This is a genomic window from Nonomuraea marmarensis, assembly GCF_043197025.1.
In the GTDB taxonomy this organism is placed as follows: Bacteria; Actinomycetota; Actinomycetes; order Streptosporangiales; family Streptosporangiaceae; genus Nonomuraea; species Nonomuraea marmarensis.
Genome location: NZ_JBICRM010000009.1, coordinates 1 through 26,818, shown reverse-complemented (window position 1 = coordinate 26,818; position 26,818 = coordinate 1). Strand labels below are relative to the sequence as shown.

At 68.4% G+C, this 26,818-nt stretch carries 20 protein-coding genes and 1 tRNA gene; 3 read left to right on the top strand and 18 right to left on the bottom strand.

Annotated elements, in window-relative coordinates; all coding sequences use genetic code 11:
* The first annotated feature begins 64 nt into the window (after positions 1-64).
* Complete coding sequence (locus tag ACFLIM_RS16730; protein ID WP_393166245.1) at positions 65-892, top strand: hypothetical protein; 828 nt, start codon at positions 65-67, stop codon at positions 890-892.
* Here the strand turns inward: ACFLIM_RS16730 and ACFLIM_RS16725 are convergent.
* The 7 genes from ACFLIM_RS16725 to ACFLIM_RS16695 are packed head-to-tail and all read right to left on the bottom strand — an operon-like array spanning position 851 to position 10,197.
* Complete coding sequence (locus ACFLIM_RS16725) at positions 851-2,287, bottom strand: S10 family peptidase (RefSeq protein ID WP_393166243.1); 1,437 nt, start codon at positions 2,285-2,287, stop codon at positions 851-853. The two genes, ACFLIM_RS16730 and ACFLIM_RS16725, sit on opposite strands and share 42 nt — an antisense overlap.
* Positions 2,288-2,296: 9 nt before the next feature.
* Positions 2,297-3,529: an enolase C-terminal domain-like protein gene (locus ACFLIM_RS16720; RefSeq protein WP_393166241.1), complete on the bottom strand. Its 1,233-nt coding sequence runs from the start codon at positions 3,527-3,529 to the stop codon at positions 2,297-2,299.
* Positions 3,526-6,528: a glycoside hydrolase family 38 N-terminal domain-containing protein gene (locus ACFLIM_RS16715; RefSeq protein WP_393166239.1), complete on the bottom strand. Its 3,003-nt coding sequence runs from the start codon at positions 6,526-6,528 to the stop codon at positions 3,526-3,528. Before ACFLIM_RS16715 ends, ACFLIM_RS16720 begins: the two co-directional genes overlap by 4 nt.
* Positions 6,528-7,337 carry a carbohydrate ABC transporter permease gene (locus ACFLIM_RS16710; protein ID WP_393166237.1) on the bottom strand — a complete coding sequence of 270 codons (810 nt, stop codon included), beginning with the start codon at positions 7,335-7,337 and terminating at the stop codon, positions 6,528-6,530. The genes ACFLIM_RS16715 and ACFLIM_RS16710 overlap by 1 nt, the downstream gene beginning before the upstream one ends.
* Positions 7,334-8,185 carry a carbohydrate ABC transporter permease gene (locus ACFLIM_RS16705; RefSeq protein ID WP_393166235.1) on the bottom strand — a complete coding sequence of 284 codons (852 nt, stop codon included), beginning with the start codon at positions 8,183-8,185 and terminating at the stop codon, positions 7,334-7,336. The genes ACFLIM_RS16710 and ACFLIM_RS16705 overlap by 4 nt, the downstream gene beginning before the upstream one ends.
* A 40-nt stretch (positions 8,186-8,225) precedes the next feature.
* Entirely contained in the window at positions 8,226-9,479 is a 1,254-nt protein-coding gene (locus ACFLIM_RS16700; RefSeq protein ID WP_393166233.1) for an ABC transporter substrate-binding protein, read from the bottom strand.
* A 19-nt stretch (positions 9,480-9,498) separates the two neighbouring features.
* Positions 9,499-10,197, bottom strand: coding sequence for a FadR/GntR family transcriptional regulator (locus tag ACFLIM_RS16695; RefSeq protein WP_393166231.1), 699 nt, complete (start codon positions 10,195-10,197; stop codon positions 9,499-9,501).
* 76 nt (positions 10,198-10,273) lie between these two features.
* Here ACFLIM_RS16695 and ACFLIM_RS16690 point away from each other — a divergent pair, with 76 nt between their 5' ends.
* Complete coding sequence (locus ACFLIM_RS16690; RefSeq protein WP_393166229.1) at positions 10,274-10,444, top strand: hypothetical protein; 171 nt, start codon at positions 10,274-10,276, stop codon at positions 10,442-10,444.
* Here the strand turns inward: ACFLIM_RS16690 and ACFLIM_RS16685 are convergent.
* From ACFLIM_RS16685 to fxsA, 5 genes are all read right to left on the bottom strand, one after another.
* Positions 10,434-10,961 (bottom strand): DUF305 domain-containing protein, encoded by a 528-nt coding sequence (locus tag ACFLIM_RS16685; protein ID WP_393166227.1) that lies wholly within the window; start codon positions 10,959-10,961, stop codon positions 10,434-10,436. The two genes, ACFLIM_RS16690 and ACFLIM_RS16685, sit on opposite strands and share 11 nt — an antisense overlap.
* A 137-nt stretch (positions 10,962-11,098) precedes the next feature.
* Positions 11,099-13,783, bottom strand: a complete 2,685-nt coding sequence (locus ACFLIM_RS16680; RefSeq protein WP_393166225.1) for a P-loop NTPase fold protein — start codon at positions 13,781-13,783, stop codon at positions 11,099-11,101.
* Positions 13,784-13,794: 11 nt separating this feature from the next.
* A complete protein-coding gene (locus tag ACFLIM_RS16675) occupies positions 13,795-15,162 on the bottom strand; it encodes an MFS transporter (protein ID WP_393166223.1) in 1,368 nt (455 codons plus the stop codon).
* A gap of 53 nt (positions 15,163-15,215) precedes the next feature.
* Positions 15,216-17,150: a tetratricopeptide repeat protein gene (locus ACFLIM_RS16670; RefSeq protein WP_393166221.1), complete on the bottom strand. Its 1,935-nt coding sequence runs from the start codon at positions 17,148-17,150 to the stop codon at positions 15,216-15,218.
* 68 nt (positions 17,151-17,218) lie between these two features.
* Positions 17,219-17,374, bottom strand: coding sequence for an FxSxx-COOH cyclophane-containing RiPP peptide (gene fxsA, locus ACFLIM_RS16665; protein WP_393166220.1), 156 nt, complete (start codon positions 17,372-17,374; stop codon positions 17,219-17,221).
* Positions 17,375-17,505: 131 nt separating this feature from the next.
* Here fxsA and fxsT point away from each other — a divergent pair, with 131 nt between their 5' ends.
* On the top strand, positions 17,506-20,052 hold the full coding sequence (fxsT, locus tag ACFLIM_RS16660; protein WP_393166218.1) for an FxSxx-COOH system tetratricopeptide repeat protein: 2,547 nt from the start codon (positions 17,506-17,508) through the stop codon (positions 20,050-20,052).
* On the opposite strand, the gene ACFLIM_RS16655 is transcribed toward fxsT, so the two are convergent.
* From ACFLIM_RS16655 to ACFLIM_RS16630, 6 genes are all read right to left on the bottom strand, one after another.
* The gene (locus ACFLIM_RS16655) at positions 20,006-21,271 is read right to left on the bottom strand and encodes an HEXXH motif domain-containing protein (protein ID WP_393166217.1); all 1,266 of its coding nucleotides are present in this window, start codon (positions 21,269-21,271) and stop codon (positions 20,006-20,008) included. The genes fxsT and ACFLIM_RS16655 overlap by 47 nt on opposite strands.
* 10 nt (positions 21,272-21,281) lie before the next feature.
* On the bottom strand, positions 21,282-22,490 hold the full coding sequence (locus ACFLIM_RS16650) for an FxsB family cyclophane-forming radical SAM/SPASM peptide maturase (protein ID WP_393166216.1): 1,209 nt from the start codon (positions 22,488-22,490) through the stop codon (positions 21,282-21,284).
* Between the two features lie 322 nt (positions 22,491-22,812).
* Positions 22,813-22,886, bottom strand: a tRNA-Thr gene (locus ACFLIM_RS16645).
* Positions 22,887-22,943: 57 nt separating this feature from the next.
* Positions 22,944-24,263, bottom strand: coding sequence for an alpha/beta hydrolase (locus ACFLIM_RS16640; protein ID WP_393166214.1), 1,320 nt, complete (start codon positions 24,261-24,263; stop codon positions 22,944-22,946).
* A gap of 233 nt (positions 24,264-24,496) precedes the next feature.
* Entirely contained in the window at positions 24,497-25,333 is an 837-nt protein-coding gene (locus tag ACFLIM_RS16635) for a PSP1 domain-containing protein (RefSeq protein WP_393166800.1), read from the bottom strand.
* A 144-nt stretch (positions 25,334-25,477) separates the two neighbouring features.
* Positions 25,478-26,650: a DNA polymerase III subunit delta' gene (locus tag ACFLIM_RS16630; RefSeq protein WP_393166212.1), complete on the bottom strand. Its 1,173-nt coding sequence runs from the start codon at positions 26,648-26,650 to the stop codon at positions 25,478-25,480.
* Positions 26,651-26,818: the final 168 nt, after the last annotated feature.

The window sequence follows — 26,818 nt, the reverse complement described above, 5'->3', positions numbered from 1 at the left end:
CGGTTTCCGGGCTTGGCCGCCGGAAACCGGCTGCCGCGGACTCCTCGCGGGCACGCTCCTGCTGATGTCCGCCGCGGCCTGCGCGAGCGACGAGCCAGCGCCGCGGGCGCCCGCGAAGGGCGTCACCTCGGTGTCGGAGCTGGTGCTGCCGTTCGACGCCTACAAGACCACTCCCGACCAGCGGGCCGTCCTGGGCAACGCCCACAACCGCCTCGTCGTACGGTGCATGCGGAAGCGGGGCATCACCATCGCCCCACCCGCGGAGGACCCCGACGCCCTCGCCGCGATCGATCCCGGCAACACGCGCCGCTACGGCGTCGCGGACACCGGGGCCGCCCGGCAACAGGGCTACCACCTGGCCCGCCCGCCCTCGCCCGACACCACGGGCGCCTGGGCAGGCAAGCTGCCCAAGCCCACCCGCCACCGCCTGTACGGCACCGCCGCCGACAGGGGTTGCCTCGACCGGGCGACGCTCACCCTGGACAAGGGCGCGCGCAAGGCGGACTGGGCGTGGCTGGCCCTGCAGGACTCGCTCACGCTGGAGCAGGCCGCCAAGCACCCGTCCGTGACCGGGGCGGTCACGCGGTGGCAGGCGTGCATGAAGCAGGCGGGCCTCTCCTACCCGTCGCCCGAGGCGGCCATCGCCGACAGCCGCTGGGGCCTGGACAAGCCCGCCGTGAGCGAGGAGGAGAAGCAGACGGCGACCGCCGACACGCTGTGCAAGTGGTCGTCGGGCCTGGTGGCGACCTGGTTCGCGGCCGACGCCGAGTTGCAGCGGGCCGTCATCCGCGACAACGCCGACCGCTTCGCCGCGCTCCGCGACAACCTGCGCTACCGCCTGGCCCGGGCCTCACGCCTGCTGGCCGAGCACGAAGGCCGCCAGGTCCGCTGACTGGCGCAACCTGGTGGGCTCGTGCACGTACATCATGTGTCCGGCCTCGTAGTACCTGAACTCGACGTTGGCCGCCAGCTCGGCGGGCACGGGCAGGTGCGCGAGCGCGTGCTCGGCGGCGTAGTACGGCGTCGCGCCGTCGTGGTAGCCGCAGGCCACGTGCACGCGCAGGTGCGGGTTGGCCCGCATGGCCGCGCCCAGCTTGTCGACCACGGTGACGTGCGCGCCCTCGAACTCCTTGTACGACCACGGCTGCACGCGCGAGGTCAGCACCTCGTACGGCAGGTCGTTGGCGTAGTCCAGTTCCGTGCGCAGGTAGTGGTTGAGCGCGGCGCTGTAGGGCCCCATGATCGCGTTCATGCTGGGGTCGGCGGTGAAGTGCTCGCGCCCCGAGTCGGGGTCCCAGCCGATGAACCGGCCGTCCAGGCGGCCGACGACCTGGCGGCGCGAGCGCAGCACCTCGGTGAAGAACCTGATGTGCTCGATCCGCAGGTCCACACGGTCGACGTAGTCCTCGCTCAGCCCCGCCAGCGCGGCGATCCTGGCGACCGCGGCCGAGCGCTCCTCGGGGGTGAGGCGGTTCCCGCGGGCCAGGGCCCACGGGTAGTCGCGCTCGGCGAACGCCTCGGCCTCGCGCAGCACGTCGGCCAGCGGCCGGTCGCCATGCAGCCCGTGATAGTGCGCTATAGCGGCATAAGTCGGCAAATAGAGGGCGTAGGACAGGTCGTTGCCCTCGTTGAAGTCCCCGGTGATGTAGTCGAGCACCGAGGAGATCAGCAGCACGCCGTTGAGGTACATGCCGTACCGCGACTGCAGGTGGTCGGCCAGCCCGGCCGCCCTGACCGTCCCGTACGACTCCCCGGCCAGGAACTTCGGCGACATCCACCGCCCGTTCCTGGTGGTCCACAACCGGATCATCTCCCCGACCGACTCGATGTCGCCGGTGAAGCCGTGGTACGGCTCGGCCTTCTCCCCCTCGGCCGCCCGCGAGAAACCGGTCGAGACCGGGTCGATGAAGACCAGGTCGCTCACGGCCAGCAGGCTCTCCTCGTTGTCCACAAGACCGTACGGGGGAGGCAGGAGCGCGCCCGCGTCCCCCATCACCACCCGGCGCGGCCCCAGCACGCCCAGGTGCAGCCACACGCTCGACGAGCCGGGACCCCCGTTGAACGCGAACGTGACCGGCCGGCTCAGCGGCTCGGCCCCGTCGAGCGTGTACGAGGTGATGAACATCTCGGCCTTCGGGCGCAGGCCGTCGAACTTCCCGTCGGTGAACACCTCCTCGCGCAGCACCATGGTGCCCGTGGTGGCGGTGTAGGACTGGCCCGACGGCAGCGTATGTGAGGTGGTGACGAGGTTGTCGGCGGGCGGGGCAGGCTTTGATTCTTCAGACATATCGCCTAATTATGGTGCTATGTCCAGGGAGACGGTCGGGTCGGCGAAGCGCTCGTTCGGGACGGTGGCGTACCAGCCGGGCCGCCCGGGGTCGCGATCGTAGGGATATCCGCCCATTTCCCGATAAAGCTCGGCATAGCGGGCGACTCGCTCGGGGTCCAGGCGCACGCCCAGCCCGGGACCTTGCGGCACGGCGATGGCGCCCTCCGAGTACGCCATCTTGCCGCCCTCGATCACGTCGTCGCGGAGCTGGTGGTAGTGGGCGTCGGCGGCGTAGGTGAGGTTCGGCAGCACCGCGCCCAGGTGCAGCATGGTCGCGAGCTGGATGCCCAGCTCACCCGAGGAGTGCACGGCCACGCCGAGCTGGAACGTCTCGCACACCCCCGCCGCCTTCACGCACGGCCTGATGCCGCCCCAGAACGTCGTGTCCAGCAACACCACGTCGGCGCCCCTGCGCAGCACGTTCGAGGCAAGCTGTTCGAAGTTGACCACGACGGTGTTCGTGGCCAGCGGCACCTTCACCTGCTCCCTGACGATCCTGAGCCCTTCGAGCCCCCAGACGGGGTCCTCCAGGTAGTCGTTGTTCAGCCCCTCGATGGCCCGGCCGAAGCGCAGCCCCTCGGCCACCGACAACACGGCGTTCGGGTCGTACCTGAGCCGGTCGCTGGGGAACGCCTCGGCCAGCGCCCGGTAGCACTCCAGCTCGTAGTCCGGCGGGAACACCCCGCCCTTGAGCTTGTGCACGGTGAACCCATGTGCCGCCTTGAGCTGCGCGGTGTGCTCGACGAGCTGCTCGGGCGTGCGGATCTCGCCGTACCCCTCGGCCGCGTAACGGAAGAACAGGTACGAGGCGAACGGCACGGCCTCGCGCATCCGCCCGCCCAGCAGGTCGCTGGCGGGCACGCCCAGGTGTTGACCGATGAGGTCGATGCAGGCGAACTCGATGGCCGCCAGCAGCTGCGTCCGGTTGTTGTAGAGTGAGGCCGTCGGATTGGCGATCTTGAACCGCAGCGCCTCCAGCTGGAACGGATCATGATCCTTCAGGTACGGCACCAGCGCCCGGAACGCCGCTTCCGCGCTCTCGCCCCCGCCACCCATCTCCCCCAGGCCGACCAGCCCGTTGTCGGCCTCGACCTCGACGATCGTGCGGACGAACCGGCCCCAGTGGGCGCCGTTGCTGTGCCGCAGCGGCGCTTCCAAGGGGACGGCGACCGTCGTGGCCCTGATGTCAACGATCTTCACGCGCACGTCCCCCAAACGACGGCCACCCCGCACGCGGGCAACCGTACCTTGACCGTCTCATCCACCACGTCGAGTTCCCGCGCCGAGCGCAGCCCCGGCAGCCGGACCGTTGCCTCGACCGGCTCGGCGGCCAGCGACTGCAGCCGTACCACGCGCTTGTCTCCCGCCCGCCCGAGCGACGTGACCAGCACGTCGGGGTGGTCGACGGACACGTACGTCTCGGCGACCTCGGGGCTGTCGGTGATCAGCGCGCCGACGAACGGCTCGGTCAGCCCGGAGGCGGCCGCCGCACCCAGCCGCCTGCCTCGGGCCCCAGCCTCCGCCGTCGCGGACTCGGCGACAGTCAGACTCGTGACCGCGTAGCGGAACGTGGTCTCGCCCTGCTGCTGCGCCGGGAAGTTGGTGTCCCAGATGTTGTTCAGCGCCCACGAATAGACCGTGCCGTCCTCCTGCTCCAGCGTCGGCGGGAACGGCGCGTACGGCATGTGGATGGTGCCGAGCTGCACCAGCGGCGCCTCCAGGGTGGCCCAGGCGATGGTCAGCTCGGGGTCCTCGAAGGCGATCCAGTGCCTGATCGGCAACATGTACTCGGCCGAGCCCGGCACCCGCGGCACGTCCGGGCCGCCGACGCCGCCGGTCAGCTCCCAGGCGGTGGCCGGGCCCGTGGCGAACGGGAAGGCCAGGAAGACCGCCTCCTTGGCCGGAGTGCCCTGCTTGGCCAGCTGGTAGGTCAGGTCCAGCCGGGGCACGCCGTCGTGCAGCTCGATCGTGGTGCGCAACCAGTCCACGCCCTTGCCCTGCAGCTCGACGACCAGCTTCTCGCCGACGGCCGTGCGCTGGGCCCTGACGATCGTGGCGTTCCTGCCGATGGCCCGGTCGCCGAGGAGGGTGCGGTCATGCGCCCCGACATGTCCCGACAAATGGTTGAAATGTGGGGCGGTGGCGTACTGGTCGTAGACGTACTGGCCGAAGCCGGCCGCGGCGTCGCCGTTGACCAGCTCACGGCCCGCCTTCTTGTCGAAGATCGAGCTGATGTAGCCCTCGCGCACGTCGTAGGCCACGCGGTAGAACTCGTTCTCGATCACGCCGCCCAGGTCGAGCTCGACCGGCTCGGGGGCCGGGCTCTGGCCGGGGACGACGTCGATGCGCGCATAGCTGTATCCGGAAATGTCCTCCACGACCGCGTGCACGTGCCGCCCGATCGGCCGCGTCGGCCAGTCGTCCGGGTCCACGAACTCCTCGTGGTGCGGGATCGTCTCCCCGGTCCTTGCGTCCACCAGCGCGATTGGCACGTCCACGCCGACGACGTCCCTGGGCAGGAACGCGCGTACGAGGTCGGTCCGCGCCCAGGTCCCGGGGTTGAAGACGGCGAAGGAGGCCAGCGGGCCGCCTTCGGTGCCCGACTCGGACAACGCGGCGGCGAACCTGCGCGTCGCGGCGTGCAGCAGGTCGGACGCGTCGTCCTGCGCGGAGTAGGCGCCGGACGACTTGCGCGTCCACTGCAGGCCGCCGGAGTCGCCCGCCTCCTCGGCGTCCTCCCACGGGTTGGCCGCGCCCCAGGTGTGCTCGTTGAACAGCGCGACCTTGTCGTACGCCGCGTCGATCTGCTCGGTGGCGTCCACTCCGGCCAGCGTGTGCAGCGTCTCGGCGACCCGCAGCGCCGACTGCGCCCTGCGTACGTAGCCGAGCGGGCGCGCGCCCGAGCCGAGCCCGTCGGCCCACCAGTCGGTCCAGTCGCCCTCGTGCACGGCCAGCCGGTCGTGGTAACGCTCCTCGACGTGCTGGAAGAAGTCGCTGTTCACGGCCGAGCGCAGCCGCGGGTAAGCCCACTGCTCGTTCCACCGCCGCGCGATCGACGCGGGCACGATCGACGGCCCGGCGTTGTCGGCGTGCGCGCCCTGCACCCGCAGGTGCAACACATCCAGCTCGTACGGCTCCCGCGGCGCGTCGGGCCCCTGCCACCCGAACGTCCCCGGCCCGTACGGGTACCCCCGCGTGGCCAGCGCCGACAGGTAACGCGGCAGCAGGTCGTCGGCCAGCTCGTAGGAGTCGGTCAGCCCGACCGTGTTGCCCTCCATGTACGCCATCCCGTGCGGCGTGTCGGTGAACCACACGATGACCTCGTTCCCGCTCGGCGCCCGCCACCGGAACGGCCTGGTCAGCTTGTCGCCGCCATGCAGGTAGGGCACCGAGCGCCCGGCCCAGTTGTGCGCCGCCGCCAGGTAGCGAACCCCCGCCGCGTTGAGCGCGTCCACCAGGCCGACGACCGCACCCGGCACGTCGGTGTGCATGGCGGACCTGGTGGCGAAGCCGTACCGGTCCTTGAGCTGGGCGGTGAAGCGCAGCTGCCGGTGGAGTTCCTCGGTCGAGCACGCCTCGGTGTGCAGCTGGAACGGCAGCGCGGTCACCTCGATCACGCCTTCGCGGGCTTTTTGCGCAAAGGACGCCACCATGTCGGCGGGCCGGGCGTCCAGCCACTTCAGGGCCGGCATCGACGACTCGACCGTCCACCTGAACCTGGCGTCGTCCGGCCAGGACGCGGTCTCCTCCGCCAGCCGCACCGCCGCGTCGAGGTAGTCCAGGTGGTGACGCAAAACCGTGCCCTGCGGGTCGGTGTAGCCGATGTCCAGGTGGGAGTGGTGCACCACGAACACGCTCCACTTGCGCTGCGGCGTCACCGTGACCTGCGCGGAGCCGACCACCCCCGCATCGTCGCGGCACTCCAGCGTCAGCACGCGCGGCGCGGCCACCTCGGGCACCAGCAACGTCACGTCGGTGCCCGACGCGCTGTCCACGCCGACCAGCACGTGCGTCAAAGGCTCCGTGCTGGACACCCTGACCGCCTGCCGGCCGTCGTGGGTGAACAGCGGCAACACCGCGACCCGTACCTCCAGCCCGCGCGCGCTGATCACCGGTGTCGAGGTGTCGTCGCGCAGCGCCTGCCTGATCCCGTGGTAGTCGGGACTGCCCAGGCTCCGCTGGAGCAACCGGCTCGTCATCAAACACTCCCTAGTGACAGGCCCCTGGCGAAGAGGCGCTGGGTGGCGAGGAACAACACGACGGTCGGCAGCGAGACCACGAGCCCCGCCGCCAGGCCGACGGGCACCGGGGTGCCGGCGTACACGTCGGTCATGAGGCCGGCGATGGCGGTCATCACCGGCCGGACGTCCTCGGTTTGGGTCAGGGTCAGGCCGAAGATGAGGTCGTTCCAGATGAAGGTGAACTCCAGGATGAACACGGCGGTCAGCGCGCTGAGCGAGATCGGCAGGTAGATGCGCCAGAAGATGCGCCAGGTGGAGGCGCCGTCCATGCGGGCCGCCTCGAAGATCGAGAAGGCCACGCCGGTGTAGAAGTTGCGCAACACGAACGCGGCCAGCGGCACGTTGATCGCGGTGTAGATGAGGATCATACCGGCCCGGCTGTCGTACAGGCCGGCGTCGCTGTAGCCGACGAAGAGCGGCACGAGCAACATCTGCGAGGGGAAGATCGTGCCCCCGAAGATCAGCAGGAACCACCAGAAGCCGTGGCGCAACCGCAACACCACGATCGTGTACCCCGCCAGGGCCCCGATGAGCACTCCGAGCAGGGGCGACACGATGCTGTAGAGCGCGGTGCTGGCCAGGCTCCGCGTCAGGTCGGCGCTGTCGAGGGCGCGCCCGAAGTTCTCAAACAGCGCGAAGTCGCCGGAGGGCACCCACGCGCGGCCCGGATCGTACGAGCTCGCCGGGCGCGAGGCGTTCACCAGCAGCAGGTAGGTGGGCCCGAGCCAGACCAGCCCGAGCACCACGAGCACGGCACGCCTGATCATGTCGCGGTCACCTGCCTGCGGAGATAGAGGTAGGACGCCAGCCCCGTGACCACGGTCAGCAGCACCGCCACCGCCGAGCCGTAGCCGTAGTCGCTGGCCACGAACGTGTCCTTGTACATCGTCACCGCCAGCGTCTCCGAGTTGCGCCCCGGCCCGCCCTGCGTCAGCACCCACACGATGTCGAACGTCTTCAGCCCGGCCACCAGCGCCAGCCCCACCACGACCGCCGTCAGCGGCCTCATCAGCGGCCAGATGACGTGCCTGAACAGCCGCCACCCCGAGGCCCCGTCGAGCCGCGCCGCCTCGATCGGCTCCTTCGGGATGGACTGCAGCCCCACCACGAACAACAACGTGTTCACGCCGAGCTGCTGCCATGTCCAGACCAGCAACATGGCGAGGGTGTTGGCCGGCGCCTGCTGCAGGAACGCGGTGTCCACGCCGAGCAGCAGGTTCGCGATCCCGTCGTGCGACAGGATCGGGCTCCACACCATGGCCAGGCCGGCGCCGCTCAGCGCGTACGGCAACATGAACGGCACCCGGAACCACGCGCCGCCCCTGATGTCGTAGGAGAGCACCGCGACCAGCAGGCCCAGCCCGACCGGCAACACCATCGTGCCGGCCACCCAGATCAGCGTGTTGCGAGTGGAAGTGAGCAGCGCGGGGTCATCGAACAGCTTGGCGAAGTTCGTCAAGCCGATGAACGCCGGCGGCTCCAGGCCGTCGTAGCGGGTGAGGCTCAGGTAGGCCGTCCACAGGAACGGCGCGTAGAGCAGCCCCGCGACCAGCAGGGCCGCGGGCGCCACGTATCCGTGCCGGAACCGGCCGAGCATGGGCACGCGCGTGCTCATACCTCACTCCGTGGGACGGCTCTGTCGTTGAAACCCGCGGTCACTGATGCGTGCTCCAGTACTCGTCGGCGGCCTGCTGGATGGTCTCCAGGACCTCCTTGTACGTGCCGGGCTCGGTGACGAACTTGCTGAAACCGTCCAGCGCGGCCGTCAGGATCGGCGGCGGCGTGGCCTCGAAGTAGCGGTTGACCAGGCGGTACTTGCCGCCACCCGCGTCCTTGGTGACCGTGCCGAGCGCCTCGTCCTGGATCGTGACCTTGGGGTTGGCGCTCACGTCGCCCCTGCTCGTGGCCCACTTCTCCTGGGCCTGCGAGGTGGTCCACCACTTGAGGTACTTCATGCTGGCGTCGGGGTCGGCGGCCTTGGTGAGGGAGCACAGCGGCCCGCTCTCGAAGATCATCGAGGTCTTGGGGAGCGAGGCGTTGACGTTGGGGATGGTGAAGAAGCCGTAGTCGGTGCCCGCCTTCATGTCCCGCGAGGTCATGCTGGTGTTGAACCAGCTGCCGAAGGAGACCATCGCCGCCTTGCCGTTCTTCAGCACGTCGGCCGGGTCCGTCTTGTCACCTGGGTTGATGAAATATCCGGCGTCGATGAGCTGCTTCCACTTCTCCATCACCTGGACCACACCCGGGTCGGTGTACTTGGCCTTGCCGGTGGCCAGGCGGTCGTACAGGTCGGGGTCCGTACCGGCCATGAGCTGCTCGAACCAGACGAAGGAGAACAACACGCTGGTGTGGTAGAAGGCCTTGACGCCGTTCTTCTTCAGGGTGTCGGCGGTTTTGACCAGGTCGTCCCACGTCTCCGGGGGCTTCAGGCCGTACTTGTCGAAGATCTTCTTGTTGTAGAACATGCCCCAGTAGGCGACGTTCATCGGCACGCAGTACTGCTTGCCGCCGATCGTGTAGTAAGGCGCGAGGTCCTGCGACAGGTCGCCCGCCTTGATCGCCTCCTGCCAGATGGCCGTGGTGTCGGCCACCTGCTTCTGCTTGACGATCTCCGCCAGCATCCCCCCGGTCTGCCAGGTGAACAGGTCAGGCTTGACGTTCGTGCGGAACGACGCCTTGATGAACGCTTGATACTGCGCCGAGTCCGTATAGCCCGTCGGCTTCATGCCCAGGCCGATGCTCTGCTTGGACAGGGCACCCATCTCGTCGAAATACTTCGACCACGCGCCCTTGTCGTTGTACAGCGTCAGCTCGGTCTTCTTCTGCTGCGGCGCATCGGCGCCGTTGCCACCGCAGGCGGTCAGGACGAGCGCCGCCACGCCGAGCGTGACCACACGTGACCGGAACATGGGCCGGCCTCCTTGGTTCTTATCGGGGGGATTGCAACCTGTGCTCTATTACCGTCTTCACGTCGACCAGGTGGGCCCGCATCCGCGACTCGGCCTGGGCCGCGTCACGTGCTTCGATGGCCTCCAGGATCGCCAGGTGCTCGTCGTAGTCGCGGCGACGATCGTCGAAGATCTGCAGGATCTCCCGCTGCTCGGGTCCGTGGACGGTGAGCAGCGAGTCGACGACCTCGTGCAGCACGCTGTTGCCCGCCAGCCGCGCGGTCGCCCGGTGGAAGGACATGTTCGCGTCGTGCAGTTCGGCGTCCTCGCCGCGCAGATGCCGGCCCGCCTCGTCGAGCACCTGCTTGAGCGCCGCCAGTTCCTCGCGGCCGGCGTGCTGCGCGGCCATCGCGGCCAGCGGCGGCTCGATCACGATCCGCGCGCCGAGCAGCTCCAGGAGCTGGGCGGCGTGCATCTCGCGCATGTTCGGGTTGGGCAGGACGAGCCGCTCGATGTCGGCCCCGACGTAAATGCCCGAGCCGTGCCGCAGCTCGATGGCCCCGGTGGCCTCGAGCCTGCGTAGCGCCTCGCGCAGCGTCGGGGTGGTGACGGCGAAGCGCTGGGAGAGCTCCCTGGTCGAGGGCAGCCTGTCGCCTGGCCGGTGCCCTCCCGTACGGATGAGCTCCAGCATGCGCTCGGTCAGAGCGTCGGAAAGCGTGGGCCGCGTTACCTCGGACATATCAAGTGATCTAATCACTTGATCCCATGGGTGTCTATGAGAAGAGTATTTTTCGCGTCATGAGGCGTGTGATGGTGTGGGTCACGCCAGCGTGCCGATCGGCCCCTCGCTCCGCTTCGCGCAGCTCAGGCCCGACCTCGTGACACTCGTACGGACAAGGGGCGGCGGCCACGTGGGCTCGTGGAACGTCGACAAGACCCGTTACGAGCAGGCCTTACGCGACTTCGCCCAGCGGGTCACCGGTTGAGCAGATCCGTCATCATGCCGATCTGACCCTTACGCGAGGCCTGCACCTGAGCCGCCCACTCCTGAACGGCCGGATCGGCCCCACCCGAAACCTCGTCCCCGGCCATCCGAACGGCGTCGCCCTGGTGCGCGATGAGCAGGTTGAGCAGGTCGTGCTCGAGGTTCTTCGACTTCTTCAGCGCCTGGATCCGCTTGACGTCGGACTCCGGCATGCCGCCGTGGTGGTCGTGCGCGCCGGTGGCGGGGGTGAGCGGCTGGTCCCAGGAGTGCAACCAGCGCAACATCATCTCGACCTCATCCTGCTGCGTGCTCTCGATGGCCGCGGTCAGCGTCTTGAGCTGCGGCGTGGTGGCGCGGGCGGTGCCCAGCTTGGCGATCTCGATGCCCTGGCGGTGATGCTGCACCATCATCTGCACGAACATCACGTCTTCGGCGTTGACCGGAACTTCCGGGGCCTTCGGGCCGCAGGCGGCGATCAGAAGGAGAGCCAGGGCCGCTAAGACATGCCTTCCACGCACCTGCCCACTTCCTTAACTAATAGGAAACCTTACTAATAGTTAACGATTTCCACCCTCGGCGCAAGGGCACGGGGCGTTCAGGAGGAATGGTCGCTCATGATCGAGTCTCGGCGCCACCCATGATCGGGAGAACGGAATCAATGGTCGCCGGCGAAGTACCTGAGCAGATGATGGTGCACAAAGTGGTACTGGTCCGGGGCGAACTGGCGGAGCAGCCCGACCCGGGTCAGGTCCTCCAGCGCCTGCCGTACCTGCTGGCCGACCTTGTTGCCCTGCCGGAAGATGGCTCGGATCTCCCGGCTCTCGTTGTCGAAGCCCATCTGCCCGCGAGAGATCAGATGCCGCGCGATGTCGCGCAGGATCGCCCGCAGTGCAGGCCCGTCGTCGAGGTTCGCCAGTGCGCGTTCCGCATAGAGCTCAACGAGGTCGCCACCCTCCTCCGACGCCTCGCGCAGCCACGAAGACGAGTCCGCCAGGTTGGCCAGCAGCGCAGGCGAGCCCGCGAGCTCCGCGGCGTCCACCCGCAGCCCGCTCGACGCGCCCAGGAGGCGCGCCGCTTCCTCCTCCGTGACCCCCTTCACCTGCGCATCGAAGAAGGCGGGATGGACGGCCAGCGGATCGCGCGGGGAAAGGCTCCGATCGGTCACGGCGATCCTGGCTCCCGTCAGCTCGTGCCAGCGCACCATCTCCTGAGCGATCTTGTCGCGGTTCAGTGCGTCGGGCACCTCGTCCAAGCCGTCGAGCAGGTAAACCAGTCGCTGGCGATTGACCATGGCAACGGCTTCGGCGATCGGCGTGCGGTAGTGCTGAACCAGCGCATGAGTCATCCACAGCTCGAACCCGGGACGGCTGAGATCCAGCGACCCCAGGCTCACGAAGACCGGAACAGGATCGCCGTCCTCCACCTGCTCCAGCAGGCGCAGAGCGATACGGGCCGCGAGCACGGTCTTGCCCGTACCAGGTGCTCCGACCAGGACCAAGCCCCGGTCCCAGCGGGCAACCAGGTCATCCAACGTGATCGGCCGGCCGTCCACTTCGAGGTCCTGCGCCAGCAAGGCGTCCGGGAGCAGCTGTCTGACCTGCCGATCCACCCGCTCGGCGAGCACCGCGAGACCTTCCTCCAGCTCACCTCTGGCAGCGGCGACCAGCGGCGGCTCCACCGCGATCACCACGCTGGACTCCTCCTCGGTGTGCTCCGAGATGGGAGTGGATCTCACCAGGTCGATGTACACGCTCACGTCCGCGGGCACGGTCCGCCGGGAGTCTCGGAACCTGGAGACGAGCTGCAGGGGTAGCGGGTTCCAGCCGAGTTGCTGCCCCTCCTCGGCGGTGCCGAGGTCCTCCTCGATCCGCTGCAACAGGGTGGGGTCTTGGGCCAGTTGGGCGTAGAACTCACCGTCTCCTTCCCTGATCAGCAAGATCGCGGCCAGGGTGGAGACGTCGTAGGAAGCCAGGTTCCTTGCCTTGGCGATTCTGTCCTGCAATATCAGGACGTTGAGAAAGCGTTTGATCGCACGAGGGTTGCGCGGCAGCGCGATACTCAGCAGGTCGAGCGTGGGCTCGATCTCCTCCTGCAGCAGGCTCTTCAGATAGTCGTCGAAGGCGGCGGCCGACACCCTCGGCATCTCGAACGGGAACTGGACGATCTTGTCCAGATAGTTGTCGACCTGCAGATCCTTGTACTTCTCTCGAACCGCCGCGAACAGCGGCTCCTTGGCGACAGCCAGGAAGAAGACGCAGTTGTCGCGGTTGAAGTGCAGCTTGAGCGCTTCCAGCAGTCCGGTCACCTGATCGCCGGCACATCGGTCGAGGTCGTCGATGAACACCACGAGCCGCTTCTTGCCCGTTGCCGCCAGAGCCTGCGCGATCAGCTCGGTGAGATGCTCGTCCAGCCGCACACGTTCCGTACGAATCCGGAAATGTCGCTCGTCATAGTCGTTGAGGCTGCTTCGCACGTCAGCCAGGTTCACCCGGACCGTCGAGGAGAGCACCAGTGAGCCGAGTACCTCGGAGATGGTCCGCAGGGTACGCGCCACCTGCTGTTTCGTGGCCAGCCCGAGATCTGCGACGATGGTGTGGAGCAGTGGGAGCACCGGGTTGTCGTCGTACTGGTGCCGCCACGGATCGAACCAGACGTGTGCGCAGTCGCCGTACTGCCCGTCTATCACCTGTCTGACCTGCTTCAGCAGGGAGGTCTTGCCGATCCCCCACTCGCCGAAGACACCGATGACCATCGGCGGGGTGGCCGAGTTGGCCAGCAGCGCCAGCGCCTCCGCGTACTCCGCCCGCCCCAGGCTGTCAGCGCCCGCAGGCTCGTCGCTGTGAGTGAATCCGGCCCGTCCCCGTTCCTCCGCCGCGACCGGTGGGCTTCCCTCCCCGCGCGGCCTGCGCCGGCGCCACAGCACCCAGGCGAGCAGCACCAGCAGGATCAGCCCTCCAGCGAGAAAAGGCCACAGGCGCAGGAGCAGGTGCCGCGGCGCCACGCGCAGGTCCCGTCGCGCCACTCCGGTCTCGGCATAGAGAACCAGTTGCCCGCTCGTCTCCCGCAGCCGGGGCCCGGGCACCAGGGTGACGGTCACATTCCCGCCCGCCGGAAGCTGCACGGTTTCGCCGCCCAGGACGCTCACCGCGCTCGCGGCGGGTCCCGCGACCTTGATGCGGGCCGTCACGGCCTTGCCCGGATTCAGGATGGTGACCTTGACGGGCACGCGCGGAAACGATTCGAGCGATATGGACAACGCTGAATTGTCCAGGAACTGGGGAGCACCGAACCCCAGGCCCATGGCCATGACCACTACGACAGCTAACCGCGCGATCGGCATAGCTTGATTATTCAGGCTTTCTGCGGGGGCCACCCGGGCGAAAGCCCTTTTCTGAACGGCCGCACCACGGTAGCGGCCAAAGCGAGACTGAACATCGCGACGGTCAGCGTGGCCGCGGTGACCCATACGTCCGCGGATGCGTAGAGCAAGCCGGCGAGTAGCGGACCGAGCGCCCCTCCGCCGTAGCTGACCAGCCGGGAAACGCCTGCCACCCGAGCGAGCTTGTCCGCCGGCACCCGGCTGATCACCGTACGGATCGTCACGTTGCTCAGACCGCCCGCCAGGCCGATCATGAGCAGTGCCAGCGCGAAGGCACTCGGCGCGAGTGCAGTGGTCAGGGCCAGCAGCAGCGCCGCCGCGCACATCCAGGTGTGGACCAGCAGCATCGAGCGACCCCGCCGGGTGAGGCCGATCCACTCGGCCAGCCGGTAGGCCGGCACTTTCCCGGCGATCCGCTGGCGTTGCGGCGAGATGAGCGCGCCCGCCACCCCGCCCACGCCCGCAGCCGCCAGGATGACACCGATCAACGCCGGGCTCTCCCGCGTCTGCGTCATATGCGTCACGAACACCACGGTCAGCGCTTGCACGACCAGGTTGATCAACGCGGTCAGGATCGTCGCGGAGCGCAGGAAATCATTGCCCCAGATCTCCCTCAGCCCGACGCGGATCTCGTCCATGAGCGACAGCCTGACAGGCCGGACCGGCGTCTCCCGTACCGGCGTGCGCGCCATTGTGCCCGCCGCGGAAAGGAACGCCACCGCGTTCGCCAGGAAGACCACCGCCGGCCCACAGGCGTAGAGCACCCCGCCCAACGACCGCCCCGTCAGGCCCACGGCGTGCACGGTGGTCTCATGTACGGCGAGCGCCGTGCCCACTTCCGCCGGGCGGGCCACCGCCGGAATCAGCGCGATCTCCGCGACCGACGAGAACACCGCCAGGCACCCCTCGGCGAAGGCGATCACGAGCAGATGCCCGATCTCCAGGCCGCCCAGGAGCAACGCGCCACACGTGACGGCCATCAACAGGCCTTTGGCCAGCTCGCACCAGGTCATGACGAGCCTGGGGCCGAGCCGGTCGACAACCGTCCCCGCCGGCAGGTAACACAGCAGGCCAGGTAGCGTCGCGGCGCACACCACCCAGCCGGTCCACGAGGGCGAGCCGGTGAGCGTGATGGCGAGCATCGGGTACGCCACGCTCAGCGTGCGCGTGCCCATCATCGACAACGTCGATGCCGTCCAGGATCGCCGAAAGGCAAGATTCGTGGCGACCAGCGAAGTCAAGCCACCAGGGCTCCGTCTGGATTCCACCGCCACTCCTACCGTCCTGGGCTCGGACACAGTGTCCCCTGGTCCGCGGCGGTGGGGTAACGGCGGCTGCATTGTCAGAGACTAAATGATTGACTCCCCTGTGCAGGGCATTACCTGCATGGTCGTCAACGGGTGTGAGTCTCGGTCACACTCAACCGGTCGGCCTCGGCGGCCAGTCGCGGCGGAAGGAGCGGGCTGGTCGTGCTCTGCCGTGCCCTGCGCGCCAGCCGTACCGCTTCGTCGTGGTTGCCGGCGGCCTCCATCACGCGAGCGGCGCGCAGCAGCGTCGAGCCGTCCTGGACCGTCTCCATGGGCGGGATGGCCAGCACCGCCATGCGCACGTCGCCGCTCAGCGCCAGGGCCAGCGCGTAGGCGGCCCGGGTCGAGGGTTGCTGGAGTGGGCGTACCCGCTCCAGGTCGCGCAGCGCCCGGTCGGGCCGTTGCAGGTCGGAGAGGATCTCGCCACGTGCCTGCAGGGCCTCGGGTGCGTTCCCCTCCATCATCAGTGCGCCGTCCAGTACGTCGACTGCCCCGCTCTCGTGGCCGCCGTACCACAGCGCCCAGGCCAGCTCCGTCTGGATGGCGGAATCGTGCGGGCTGCGCCGCGCGGCCGCCCGCAGCTCGCTGATGGCGGCACTCGTTCTGCCCTGCCTGAGGAGGACCCGGCCCACAGCGGTGAGCAGGGTCGCCACGAGCACCTCCGCACCCGGTTCCGCCACGTATAACTGAGTGGCCTTGCGGTAGTGGACCAAGGCCTCGTCGAGGTCGTCGCTCAGGTAGGCCACATCGCCGAGCATGGATTCGATGGCGGCGCTCAGCCGACCGTCGTGCCGCGCCTCGCGTAACGCCAGCCCTCCGTGCCGGGCGGCCACGTCGAACTCGCCGTCCAGCAGCGCGGACTCGGCGAGACGCAGACGCGCGTCCGCGCGCGGTGGGACCCGGACGCCGGGGAGGTCAGTGCCCCGAAACAAAGGAGTGACTAATCGCTCGTGCCAGATTCGCCAGCCGGAAGCGCTGGGCACCCTCGCGAGCAGATAGCGGTCCGCCAGCCCCTTCAGCACCGGCCTTGGGAGACCGGCTATCTCCGTCACGACCTCCACCGAGTCGAAGGTCTCGCGCAGGCGGGTACGGAGCTTTTCCGGGTCGGCATGGAAATAGTCGACGGCGACCTCTTCGAGCTGCCGCTGGCAGTAGGCGGCGATCGCCTCGTCGGGGCGGCCGAGCCCGGTGATCAGCGCGGGCTGTGGCGGGCTCAGCAGTGCCGTGCAGGCGATCTGCAGCAACAGCGGCTCAACCTGGCCGGTCACGTCGGCCAGTTCGTCGACCAGTCTCTCGGCGACCCCGGGGGCGAAGGTGTGGCCGAGTTCCTCCATGGGTCTTCGGCAGACGGCAATGGCCTGCTCGCGCCCGAGTGGACCCAGCCGGTACGGGGGTGTGGTCGCGCGGCTGCGCCGCACGACCTCGTCCAGATGGTCGTCGTCAACCGCGATCAGCAGGCGGAAGGGCAGGTCGCTGTCGAGAACGGCGAAGAGCTGCTCGAGCAGTTGCTCGCAATGCCAGCGCTGCCGGTCATGGGCGGTGAACAACTCCTCGACCTGGTCGACGACCGCCATGATCGGCACCGGTGCGCCCGAGGCGTCCAGCCGCAGGGGCCGCCCCCGCAGAAAAGTGGCGACCGTCAGCCCGGACAGGCTCGTCGGTGCCTCGCGCGGGGCCCACGAGGACAGCAGTGCGAGCACGAGGGGGTTTCTGCCACCGTCGGCGAGCGCGGCGGGTACCGATGATCGGCGTGACACCCGGCCGATCGGCATGACGTCGGCGCTGTAGGAATCGAGTAGCGGCAGGACTCCGGCGGCGATCAGCGAGGATTTACCGACGCCACGAGGACCGTGCACGATGGTGACCGGATCAGCGCGCCAGCGGGCGGCCACCTCGGCGGCCTCGGTCTCGCGGCCGAAGAAGCGGGCGTCGTCTTCTCTGCTGTAGGCGCGCGCGCTGACGTACGGCCGCACATCCGGGACCGACCTGCCGCTGGATTCCATCACCGTGTCTCGCCCCATTGCCGCGATTCTGCCAGGAATTCGCGCACCGTCCGATGGCAGATGGAGAATTGTCACAATCGATATGATTATATGGCCGAGTTCCAGCCGGCGACGGTGAGATCATCCGGATCTTCGGCTAACCGCAGGTAGGCCCTCCTGAGCGCCGGGGATCGGAGGTTCTTGAGCGCATCGAGGTCTACGGCGCTGAGGTCGATGATGCCGGTCGAGCTCTCTTCGTCCATACATTCTCCCGGTTTTCGGTCACCCGTAATTAGCAGCCGTACGATTTGCTCCCTTACGCGATTCTGCGTCGGCATTTCGCCGGAATCAATCTATAAGATGTGAATACTGAGCACCATTGCCGGAGGACCACGTGAGCGAGCAGGTCAACGAGCACGGGCCGATTCGAATGCCCAACATCTGGGGAAAGATCCCAGCCCGCAACCGGAACTTCACCGGACGCGATCACTTGCTCGATCAGCTGAGAGCGAGCCTGCGCCTCGCGACCACCGCCGCCGTCGTGGCACACACGCCCATCCCTCAGGCCCTGCACGGCCTTGGCGGGGTTGGCAAGACACAACTCGTCACAGAGTTCGCCTGGCGCTTCCGCGGATCGTACGACCTGGTGTGGTGGGTGTCGGCTGACCAGCCGGCGCTGGTGCCCGCCGCCCTCGCGGGGCTGGCCGTCGACCTCAGCTGCCCGCCCGCCAGCGCGGTGGGCATCGAGGAGGCGGCGGCCTCGGTACGCAGAGCGCTCCAGCGCGGCGAGCCGTACAGCAGATGGTTATTGATCTTCGACAACGCCGACGAGCCCGAGGCGATCAAGGACTTCCTCCCGGACGGCGGGCCGGGACACGTGCTGATCACCTCGCGCAACATCCGCTGGAGCGCGGCCAGCGAGAGCGTGGCGGTGGACGTCTTCGAGCGGCAGGAGAGCATCCAGTTCCTCCGCAAGCGCCTCGAACGCGAGATCCCGTACGCCGAGGCCAACGACCTCGCGCTGGCCCTCGGCGACCTTCCTCTGGCGCTCGAGCAGGCGGCGGCGCTCCAGCTCACGACGGGCCTGTCCACCGACGAGTACATCGAGGCGCTGCGCGAGCAGACGCGAGGGCTGCTGGCTCTGGGCAAGGCGACCGAATACCCCCACTCGATGACCGCGGCCTGGCAACTGTCGGTCCAGGCGATCGAGCAGCGCATGCCGGAAGCCGCCACTGTGCTGCGGTGCCTGGCCTTCTTCGGCCCCGAGCCGATCCCCCGCGACCTGTTCCGCCGCGGCAACAAGACCCAGGGCGCGGTGCGCATCGGCCCGATCCTGTCGGACCCGCTGCTGCTGAGCCGGGCCTTCGGCGAGCTCAACCGGTTCGCGCTGCTCAAAGTCGACTCCACCGCCGGCACCGTCCAGGTGCACCGCCTCATCCAGGCCCTGCTGCGCGACTCGGTCGACGAGGAGGAGCGCGGCGAGATCCGGCACGAGGTGCACCTGCTGCTGGCCGGTGGCGCGCCCGTCGACCCCGACGACACCACCAGGTGGCGGGCCTTCCGCGAGCTGCTTCCCCATTTCGAGCCGTCCGGCCTGGCCGACTGCGCCGAGGCCGATCCCCGCGCCTTCTGCGTCACGCTCGTCCGCTTCCTGTACCGCGTGGGCGACTACCGCTCGGCCAGGACCTTCGCCGAGCAGCTCCGCGACACCTGGACGGCGACCTCGGGGCCGGAGAGCCCGGACGTGCTGCGGATCCGCCGGCATCTGGCCAACGTGCTCTGGCAGCTCGGCGAGTACGACGAGTCCCGCCTGCTCAACGCGGAGACGCTGACGATGATGCAGCGCGTGCTCGGCCCGGACAATGAGGACACCCTCGGCGTGGCCAACTCCTATGGCGCCTCTCTGCGCGCATTGGGCGACTTCGGCGCCGCGCAGCAGCGGGACAAGGAATCGCTGGCGGCCTTCGAGCGCGTCTTCGGCCCGACCCATCCGGTGACTCTGCGCTTGCTCAACAACCTCGCGCTCGACCACGCCCTGCTCAGCGACTACATCACCGCGCGCGACCTGCACAAGCTGGCCTACCTGGAGATGAGCGGCGCGACCCATGGGGTCGGCAAGTGGGACGTGCAGAACGCCTGGAACGGCCTGGCACAGGTGCTGCGGCTCTGCGGCGCCTACGAGGAGGCGTGCGACCTGGGCGAGGAGGTGTACGCCTACGGGCTCAGAGAGCTGACCTCAGAGCATCCCATCGTGCTCAAGACGGCCAAGGACCTGTCCATCGCCAGGCGCTGCGCCGGCGACATCACCGCCTCGCTGGAACTGGCCAAGGAGACGTTCATCCGCCTGGAAAGGCTCTTCGGCCGGGACAATCCCGACACCATGGCCACCGCGATCGCACTGGCCAACAGCCTGCGCGAGGCGGGCAGCCTGGATGAGGCGCTCGCCCTCGTCAAGGACACCCTGCCCAGGTATCACGCGATCTACGGCCCGCGGCACCCGTTCACCTTCGGCTGCCAGGGCGACCTCGCGCTCCTCCACCGGCTTCGCGGCGACGCCGACCGGGCGCGGGAGGAGAATACCGAAGCGTACGAGGGCCTGCTCACGCGCCTCGGCACCGATCACGAGTACACGCTCATGGTGGCCGTCAACCTGGCCTCCGACTACGCCGCGCTGGGCGACAGCCACACCGCTCGCCGCCTGGGCGAGGAGAGCCTGGCCCGGTTGCGCGGGTTCTTCGGCAAGGAGCACTTCCTCACCACCTTCGGCGCCGTCAACCTCGCCATCGACCTGCGCGACAGCGGAGCCGAGGAGGAGGCGGACGCGCTGCGTGCGGAGATCATGAACAACATCCGGCGGATCTCTCGGATCTCCACGCCCGACATGGCCAGCGCACTCAAGGGCGAGCGGATCGACTGGGACTTCGATCCGCTGTCTCTGTGACGCCGTTCCTGGCCAACCAGCTCGCCCGATGCTCGTCGGCTTCTCGGGCCGCCGCGTCGGCGGCCGCGGGAGGCACCGGCTCGCCCATCCAGGAGGACAGGGTACGGCGCAGCCGCCCGGTGAATCGCACGCCGGCCGGCGTCAGCCTCCCGCTGTCGAGCAGGGTCCCCGTCACCTCCAGTGCGGCCGCGCGCCAGCGTGCGAACTCGATGTGGGGACGTAGATCCTGCTCGAACTCGCGCTGGCGGCGCCAGAACCCGGCCAGGCCGAGGTGCGCATACGCGCCGTGCAGGAGGCCGGGCAGTGGGCGCGGATCGCCACGCCAGGGCGCGTAGTAGCGCCGTTCGTCCGGAAGCGTCAGATCCACCAGGTCGAGGACGGCGTTGAGTTTGGCGTGCTGGAGCTCGTGGGCGAAGGTCGACGCGAGCCACGTGTGATCGGGCGGGGTGGACAGCGCCACCGTGCCGAAGGTGCCGCGGGACGTCGCACTGTCCCGGCCACTCTGGGCCGCCCTGATGGGGGTGAGGACCCTGGCTATCGCGCGCAGTTCAGCGGCGATCGTCCAGTGACGCTCGCTCAGCAGCTCCCAGGCTGCGACGACGTGGCTCCGCCACCGGCGCAGGTCGTCGGGCGGCAGCCGTCCCTCGATCACCGTGGGGCCCGGCCAGCGGTAGGGATCCAGGTCGTCGACGACCAGCTCGATCGCGCCGTCGGCGGAGGTGAGCCGATGCAGCGAGGTCCACCCGGTCGCACCGGCAAGCCCCTTCCAGTCGGTTTCCAGCTCGACGAGCCGATCCTCGTCTGCCGGCAGGATGAGCTGTCCCAGCGAGGGCAACGTGATCACCCCGCCCGATGCGGGAACCCGGATCCGCCGCCGGAGCCCCGCCCGGCAGGCCGCCGCTGCGGCGACCGCACCAAGCTGCGCCGCGGCCAGCGGTTCCGCCTGCCCGGCGACCAGTTCCCGCAGAGTCCTCTTGGCCCACGCGCCGACCGCGGGATAGCCGATCAGGTCCCGGACCACCTCGGGAGCCTGTCCGGCGATCTCCGCGAGCTGGTCGTAGGCCTCCTCGACCTGCCCTTCCTCCGCCACCCCTCTGACGAGCAGCAGGTTCTTGCTGTATTGCGCCGCGGCCAGATATTCGGCAGCCTCCGCACCGCCTCCCCCTCGCGCCAGCCGGTCAAGGAGATCCTGGGGAATGGCGTACGAGTTGAGCCGCATGGCGCTCCCCTCAGCGAGCCGAGCCGCGAAGGTCGGCGATGAGGCGTTCACGAATGTGATCGATCAACCGATACAGATCATTGCAGTAGACCGACGGGTTCTTGAAGCCCTCGCCCGAGCGGTAGCGGTGCGTGTAGAGCCCGCCGCCGCACACTCGCCCGAACCTGCACGCCTTGCACGTGTCGCTCAGCGCCGCCCAACCGAGTTGCCGCGCCACCATGCCGGGATGCCGGAGCGCCTCGTCGAAGGAATGGTCCACGATGTTCAACCCGGTCGTCGGGGCGCCCTGCCGTACCGCCTTGAGAGAATCCGTCTGCTCGATGGTGCCGTCCGTCTCGATCACGACGACCGTGGACGGCGTCAGGCCCACGGATTCGCTGGCCGAGCCGCCGCCAAGCAGCAAGCTCACGATTTCCTGAAATATACGTATTACGCTCTCGCTACCGCTTTCGTACCACCGATCGAAGATCGGGATCAACCAATCAGCGTACGGCGTCGCGGGCCGGCGTAATCCTGGCGGCGGCGTGTCCCACGTCGCGTGCGGCAGCAGGAAGTCCATGGTCGGAGGATCGAAAGCGCTCAGCGCCTCATACGTCTCGATGGGATCGTTGATCAGATCGACCGTGCACAACAGCCCACTGAACAGGTGACGGAACCTTTCGCCGGTGAGCCACGTCAGCCCCCGCACGACTGCCTGATAGCTCCCCCGTCCATCGGCGAACCGCCTATTGCGGTCATTCTCCCCGGGGCCACCGTCAAGACTCACCCCCACCCGCACGTCCATCGCGTCAAACGACGCCAGCGCGGCTTCGTCCAACAGCACCGCATTCGTCTGCAGCACCGCCTCGACCCGCAACCCTGGCCCCACTTCCGACCGCACCACGTCTACGATCTTCGCGAGGTAGTCGTGACCCGCCAGCAGCGGCTCGCCCCCGTGCAGGACCACGCGCACAGAGGGGAGGTCATGATCAGCCGCGTGCTCGGCGATCCGCTGGGCGGCGATGGAAACCAGTTGGGGATCCATCACCATCGGCCGGCCCCGCCAGCTCTGGTCGGCCAAGGTGTAGACGTAGCAGTAGTCGCAAGCCAGGTTGCAGCGGCTATGGACTTTAAGAAGGAATTGCCGGAAAGGTCGCGCCCGCCATCCGCCGCGAAGCTGTTCGTCGACATCGAGTGCGACGGGCCACTCCCATGATTGATTCCCTATGTTGGAGGTCAACCTGGAAACCACCCCCGCTTCAAGCGATGCCCAATTCTAGACGACCCAGGCCAAATGGGGGAGGCTCGTCCGCAGCCCTGTCACCGTACGCTCTGCTGGCCAGCGTTGTCGTCGACTCTCTAGCACCGAGTGCGCAATCCCAGCTCGTTGGTTAGATCAGTCAGCATTTGGACGGTTCACGGCGCCTCCCCGGCTACGACGGCGAGCAGCACGTCTGCATGGCACTCCTGGTCCAGCTGGCGAGCCCCGGCGCGGTGCGCCTGTTAGCAAGAGTGTTGGCAAAAGGCCCTCCGCGATCATCGCGAGGGGCCTTTGAACTGGGAGCCGCCTTGGGGATTCGAACCCCAGACCCCTTCATTACGAGTGAAGTGCTCTGACCGACTGAGCTAAGGCGGCGTGCTGTGCAGCGTGGAAGAGTCTACAGGAGCCCAAGGGGTTCTCGCTCCCCGGCGATCACCCGATGCCAGGGCAGATCGTGCCGTCCGCCGGCGCCGCTCCCGTCAGCAAATACCGGTCCACGGCATCGTCCACGCACGAGGATCCGTTGAGGTACGCGGTGTGGCCGTCACCCTCGTACCCCAGCAGCACCCCCGACTCCAACTCCCCCGCCAGCGCCCGAGCCCACGTGTACGGCGTGGCCGGGTCCCGCCTGGTGCCGATGACGAGGATGGGGGCAGCGCCCTCGGCCGTCAGAGGGCGGGCGTCGAAGGTCGGCGAGGCGGGCCAGTAAGCGCACGGCAGCGACGACCACATGATGTACGGCCCGAACCGGGGCGCCCGCCCGAACGACTCGGCCGCGCCCTTCCCGTAGGCGGCGACGTTCGCGGGATAGGCACCGTCCACGCAGTTGACGGCCATGTTGGCCTCCGTCTGGTTGGAGTAGGTGCCGTCGTCGCGCCTCCCGGTGAGCTGGTCGGCGTTGTGGAGCAGCAGCGTGCCGTCACCCCTGAACGCCCGGCGGAAGGTCTCGGTCAGCGCAGGCCAGGAGTTGCGGTCATAGAGCGGGGCCAGCACGCCGAGCCTGGCCAGCGCCTCCGTCACCTCCCGCCCGTCCCCCCGCAACGGCCGCCCGTCCGTGCCGCGTAGCAGCCTGCTGACCTCGCCCAACGCCTCGTCAACAGTACGACTCCTGAACGGACATCCCTCCTCGGCCAGACAATTCCGAACGTAACCGCGAAGGGCCTCCTCGAAGCCCACGGCCTGATCCGAGTTGAGCCGCAACCGGGAGAGAGCCGGATCGAGCGCCCCATCCAACACCAGCGCCCGCACGTTATCAGCGAACATATCCGCATACACAGCACCCAAGAACGTGCCGTACGACTTACCGAGATAAGTCAGCTTCTGATCCCCCAGTTGCTGCCGCAACAAATCCAGATCCCGCGCGACATCCACGGTGCCCAGGTGCGCCAGCAACCGCCCCGAACGGTTCCGGCACCCCTCCGCGAACCCGCGCGCCCCCTCCTCCAGCGCCGCCCGCTCCTTGGCCGAATCCGGAGTGGCATCCAGGGCAACGAACGCATCGAGTTGCTCATCGCTCAGGCACTCAACCGGCGCCGACGCCCCGACCCCGCGCGGATCGAACCCCACGACATCGAACCGCTCCCGCACCTCCTCACTCAGTACGACCCGAGCAGCCCTGGCATACTCCACCCCCGAACTACCGGGCCCACCCGGATTGACCACCAAAGACCCGATCCGATCCCCACGGGCAGGCAACCGGATCACCGCGATCTCCAGCCGCTCCCCATCAGGCACCGCATAGTCAAGCGGCACCCGCAACGTCGCACACTCGAACCCATCACCACAGCCGGACCAAGCCAGGCCGCCAGCGACACCACGCGCACAACCAGAGACGAGCATCACCATCATCGCAGCGACAACGGCACCCTCCCGAAGCCGCGCAACGACCCCGACCCGCCGCCACACGCCTTCGGCAGCAGGCAAGGCCGCCACGCCCGCCAGATCGCCCGCCCTAAGCCGAATCCACGACTTCCAAACCGCCCGTCCTAGGCCGGATCCCCGCCCGCGTCGCCGTACGTCGAGTCGTAAGCCTTGCGCGGCGCGCACACGCTGGCCTTCGAGCACGCACACCGGCGCCCGCCGTCGTTGAGCCGCACCACCACGGAGTCGGACGGCACATTGTGACCCACCACCGTGCCCGCCCCCTGCGGAGTCTCCACGCTCGCCCCCACCCGAGGAGCCGAGGCCCGAAACTCCTGATAAAGCGGATGCTCGTACTTCAAGCAGCACATGAGCCGCCCACACGCGCCCGCGATCCGCAGCGGATTGACCGGAAGATCCTGATCCTTGGCCATCCGCACCGAGACCGGCTCGAAGTCCTTGAGGAACGTGGCGCAGCACAGGTCGCGACCGCAGGGCCCGATGCCGCCCTGAAGCCGCGCCTCGTCCCTGGGCCCGATCTGCCGCAACTCGACTCTGGCCCGGAGGTTGCGGGCCAGGTCGCGCACCAGGGCACGGAAGTCCACCCGGTGCGGCGCCGAGAAGTAGACCGTATAGACGTTGTCCTGGTCGAGATAGTCGACCCCGACGACTTTCATCGGCAGGGTGTGCCGTTTGATCAGACGTTTGGACACGCTGCGGGCTTCGGCCCGCCGGCGCTTGTTGGACTCGTCGCGGGAGAGATGCTCCTCACCCGCCGGCCCCGCGCACACCGGCAGTCCGTCGATGTCTTCGCTCGTATATTGCGGCGCCCACACGCACTCCGCCACCTCGGGACCCGAATCGGTCGGCACGAGCACCTTGTCGCCCACCTTGGGGCTGTGCCCGCCGGGATCGAGGTAGTAGAGCCTCCCATAGCGGGTGAAGCTCACGGCCATGATCATTCCCATGGGCTAGCGCTCGCCTCCTGACGGCCTCGGGGGTTCTTACGGCCTTCCGTTGCCACATTACGTGTGTACACCCGCCGAAAGTGAAGGCGCCGGACCCGGATGTTCACTGAACGATTCGGGCGACGAGGGGCCGGCAAGCTAAGGCCGCAGCGCCAGCATCATCGCCTCAACCGCCATCTGCGGATTGACGTTCAGCCCAAGCCGTTCCCTGCACAACATGATCGCGTCGATCCGCCGCAAGGTCTCCTCAGGCGTGGACGCCTTGGCCAGCTGATCGAGATCGAACCGAATGTCATCATTGGCCAGCTCGACACCTGCCCCGAACTGCATGGCCAGCACATCCCGATAGAACGACACCAACACCAGCAACGCCGAATCCAGCGAATCCCGTTTGATCCGGGTCGCCCGCGACTTCTGCCGGTCCTCCAGTTCCTTCAAGGCCCCGGCCCCACCGCGCACGAGCCCCCGGTTGAGCCCCTTGCCGGTGGACCCCTCCCCATACAGCTTGCGCAACTCGGAGGTCTCGCTCTCGTTGAGCACGGCCGTGGCGGCGGCCGCCTCCTCTTCCGCCGTCTTCACCAGCCGCTCGGCCGCGGAAACGCACTCCCCCACCCCGGTCAGCGAACGCGGAATGCTCAGCACGGCCTCCCGCCGCCGCCTGACCCCCTCGTCCATCGCCAGCGCCCGCGCCCTGCTGATGTGCCCCTGGGCGGCCCGAGCGGCGAACGTCGCCGTCTCCCACGGCACGCTGTCACGAGTGGCCAGCACATGGGCGACGGCCTCCGTGGCAGGTGTGGTCAGGTTGACCAGCCGGCAGCGCGACCTGATGGTGATCATCAGATCGTCGGGAGCGGGCGCGCAAAGCAGCCACACGGTACGGGGCGGCGGCTCTTCGATGGCCTTGAGCAGGGCGTTCGCGGCGGATTCGGTGGCCCGGTCGGCGCCCTCGAACAGGATGACCCGCCACCGGCCCTGCCTAGGTGCCCCGGCGGCCCGGAGGATCAGCTCGCGGGTCTGCTTGACGCTGTAGGACAGGCCCTCAGGGCGTACGGACTCCAGGTCGGGATGCGAGCCGATCAGCACCTGATGGCACTGGTCGCAGTGCCCGCAGCCGCCGTCGGGACACAGCAGCGCCGCGGCGAAGGCCCGGGCGGCGTCTTCGCGTCCGGCGCCCGGCGGCCCGGTGAACAGCCAGGCGTGCGTCATGCCCGCGCCCCGCCCACCCCGGACGACCTCCCCAGCCGCTGCCGCGGCCCGCGACAGCACGGCTGTCGCCTGGTCCTGCCCCACGAGGTCATCGAAAACCGTCACGAGGCAAGGCTAGTTGCACTCGACGTTGCGGGACACAACAACTAATGGGGCTTCGCCCCAGCCCGACGAGCCATGTGTGGCGGTGGGGGTAGATGAAGGGGCTCCGGCCGGAGGAGACGGTGACACTGAGTGTCCCGTTATTGACCGCCTGCTGGCAGTGGTAGGCCA

Bases quoted from the DNA above. Each gene is read 5' to 3' on its own strand.
- ACFLIM_RS16730 (WP_393166245.1), top strand. From the start codon at position 65: ATGTCCGCCGCGGCCTGCGCGAGCGACGAGCCAGCGCCGCGGGCGCCC.
- ACFLIM_RS16725 (WP_393166243.1), bottom strand. From the start codon at position 2,287: ATGTCTGAAGAATCAAAGCCTGCCCCGCCCGCCGACAACCTCGTCACC.
- ACFLIM_RS16715 (WP_393166239.1), bottom strand. From the start codon at position 6,528: ATGACGAGCCGGTTGCTCCAGCGGAGCCTGGGCAGTCCCGACTACCAC.
- ACFLIM_RS16710 (WP_393166237.1), bottom strand. From the start codon at position 7,337: ATGATCAGGCGTGCCGTGCTCGTGGTGCTCGGGCTGGTCTGGCTCGGG.
- ACFLIM_RS16705 (WP_393166235.1), bottom strand. From the start codon at position 8,185: ATGAGCACGCGCGTGCCCATGCTCGGCCGGTTCCGGCACGGATACGTG.
- ACFLIM_RS16700 (WP_393166233.1), bottom strand. From the start codon at position 9,479: ATGTTCCGGTCACGTGTGGTCACGCTCGGCGTGGCGGCGCTCGTCCTG.
- ACFLIM_RS16695 (WP_393166231.1), bottom strand. From the start codon at position 10,197: ATGTCCGAGGTAACGCGGCCCACGCTTTCCGACGCTCTGACCGAGCGC.
- ACFLIM_RS16680 (WP_393166225.1), bottom strand. From the start codon at position 13,783: ATGCCGATCGCGCGGTTAGCTGTCGTAGTGGTCATGGCCATGGGCCTG.
- ACFLIM_RS16675 (WP_393166223.1), bottom strand. From the start codon at position 15,162: ATGCAGCCGCCGTTACCCCACCGCCGCGGACCAGGGGACACTGTGTCC.
- ACFLIM_RS16670 (WP_393166221.1), bottom strand. From the start codon at position 17,150: ATGGGGCGAGACACGGTGATGGAATCCAGCGGCAGGTCGGTCCCGGAT.
- fxsA (WP_393166220.1), bottom strand. From the start codon at position 17,374: ATGGACGAAGAGAGCTCGACCGGCATCATCGACCTCAGCGCCGTAGAC.
- ACFLIM_RS16655 (WP_393166217.1), bottom strand. From the start codon at position 21,271: ATGCGGCTCAACTCGTACGCCATTCCCCAGGATCTCCTTGACCGGCTG.
- ACFLIM_RS16635 (WP_393166800.1), bottom strand. From the start codon at position 25,333: ATGATCATGGCCGTGAGCTTCACCCGCTATGGGAGGCTCTACTACCTC.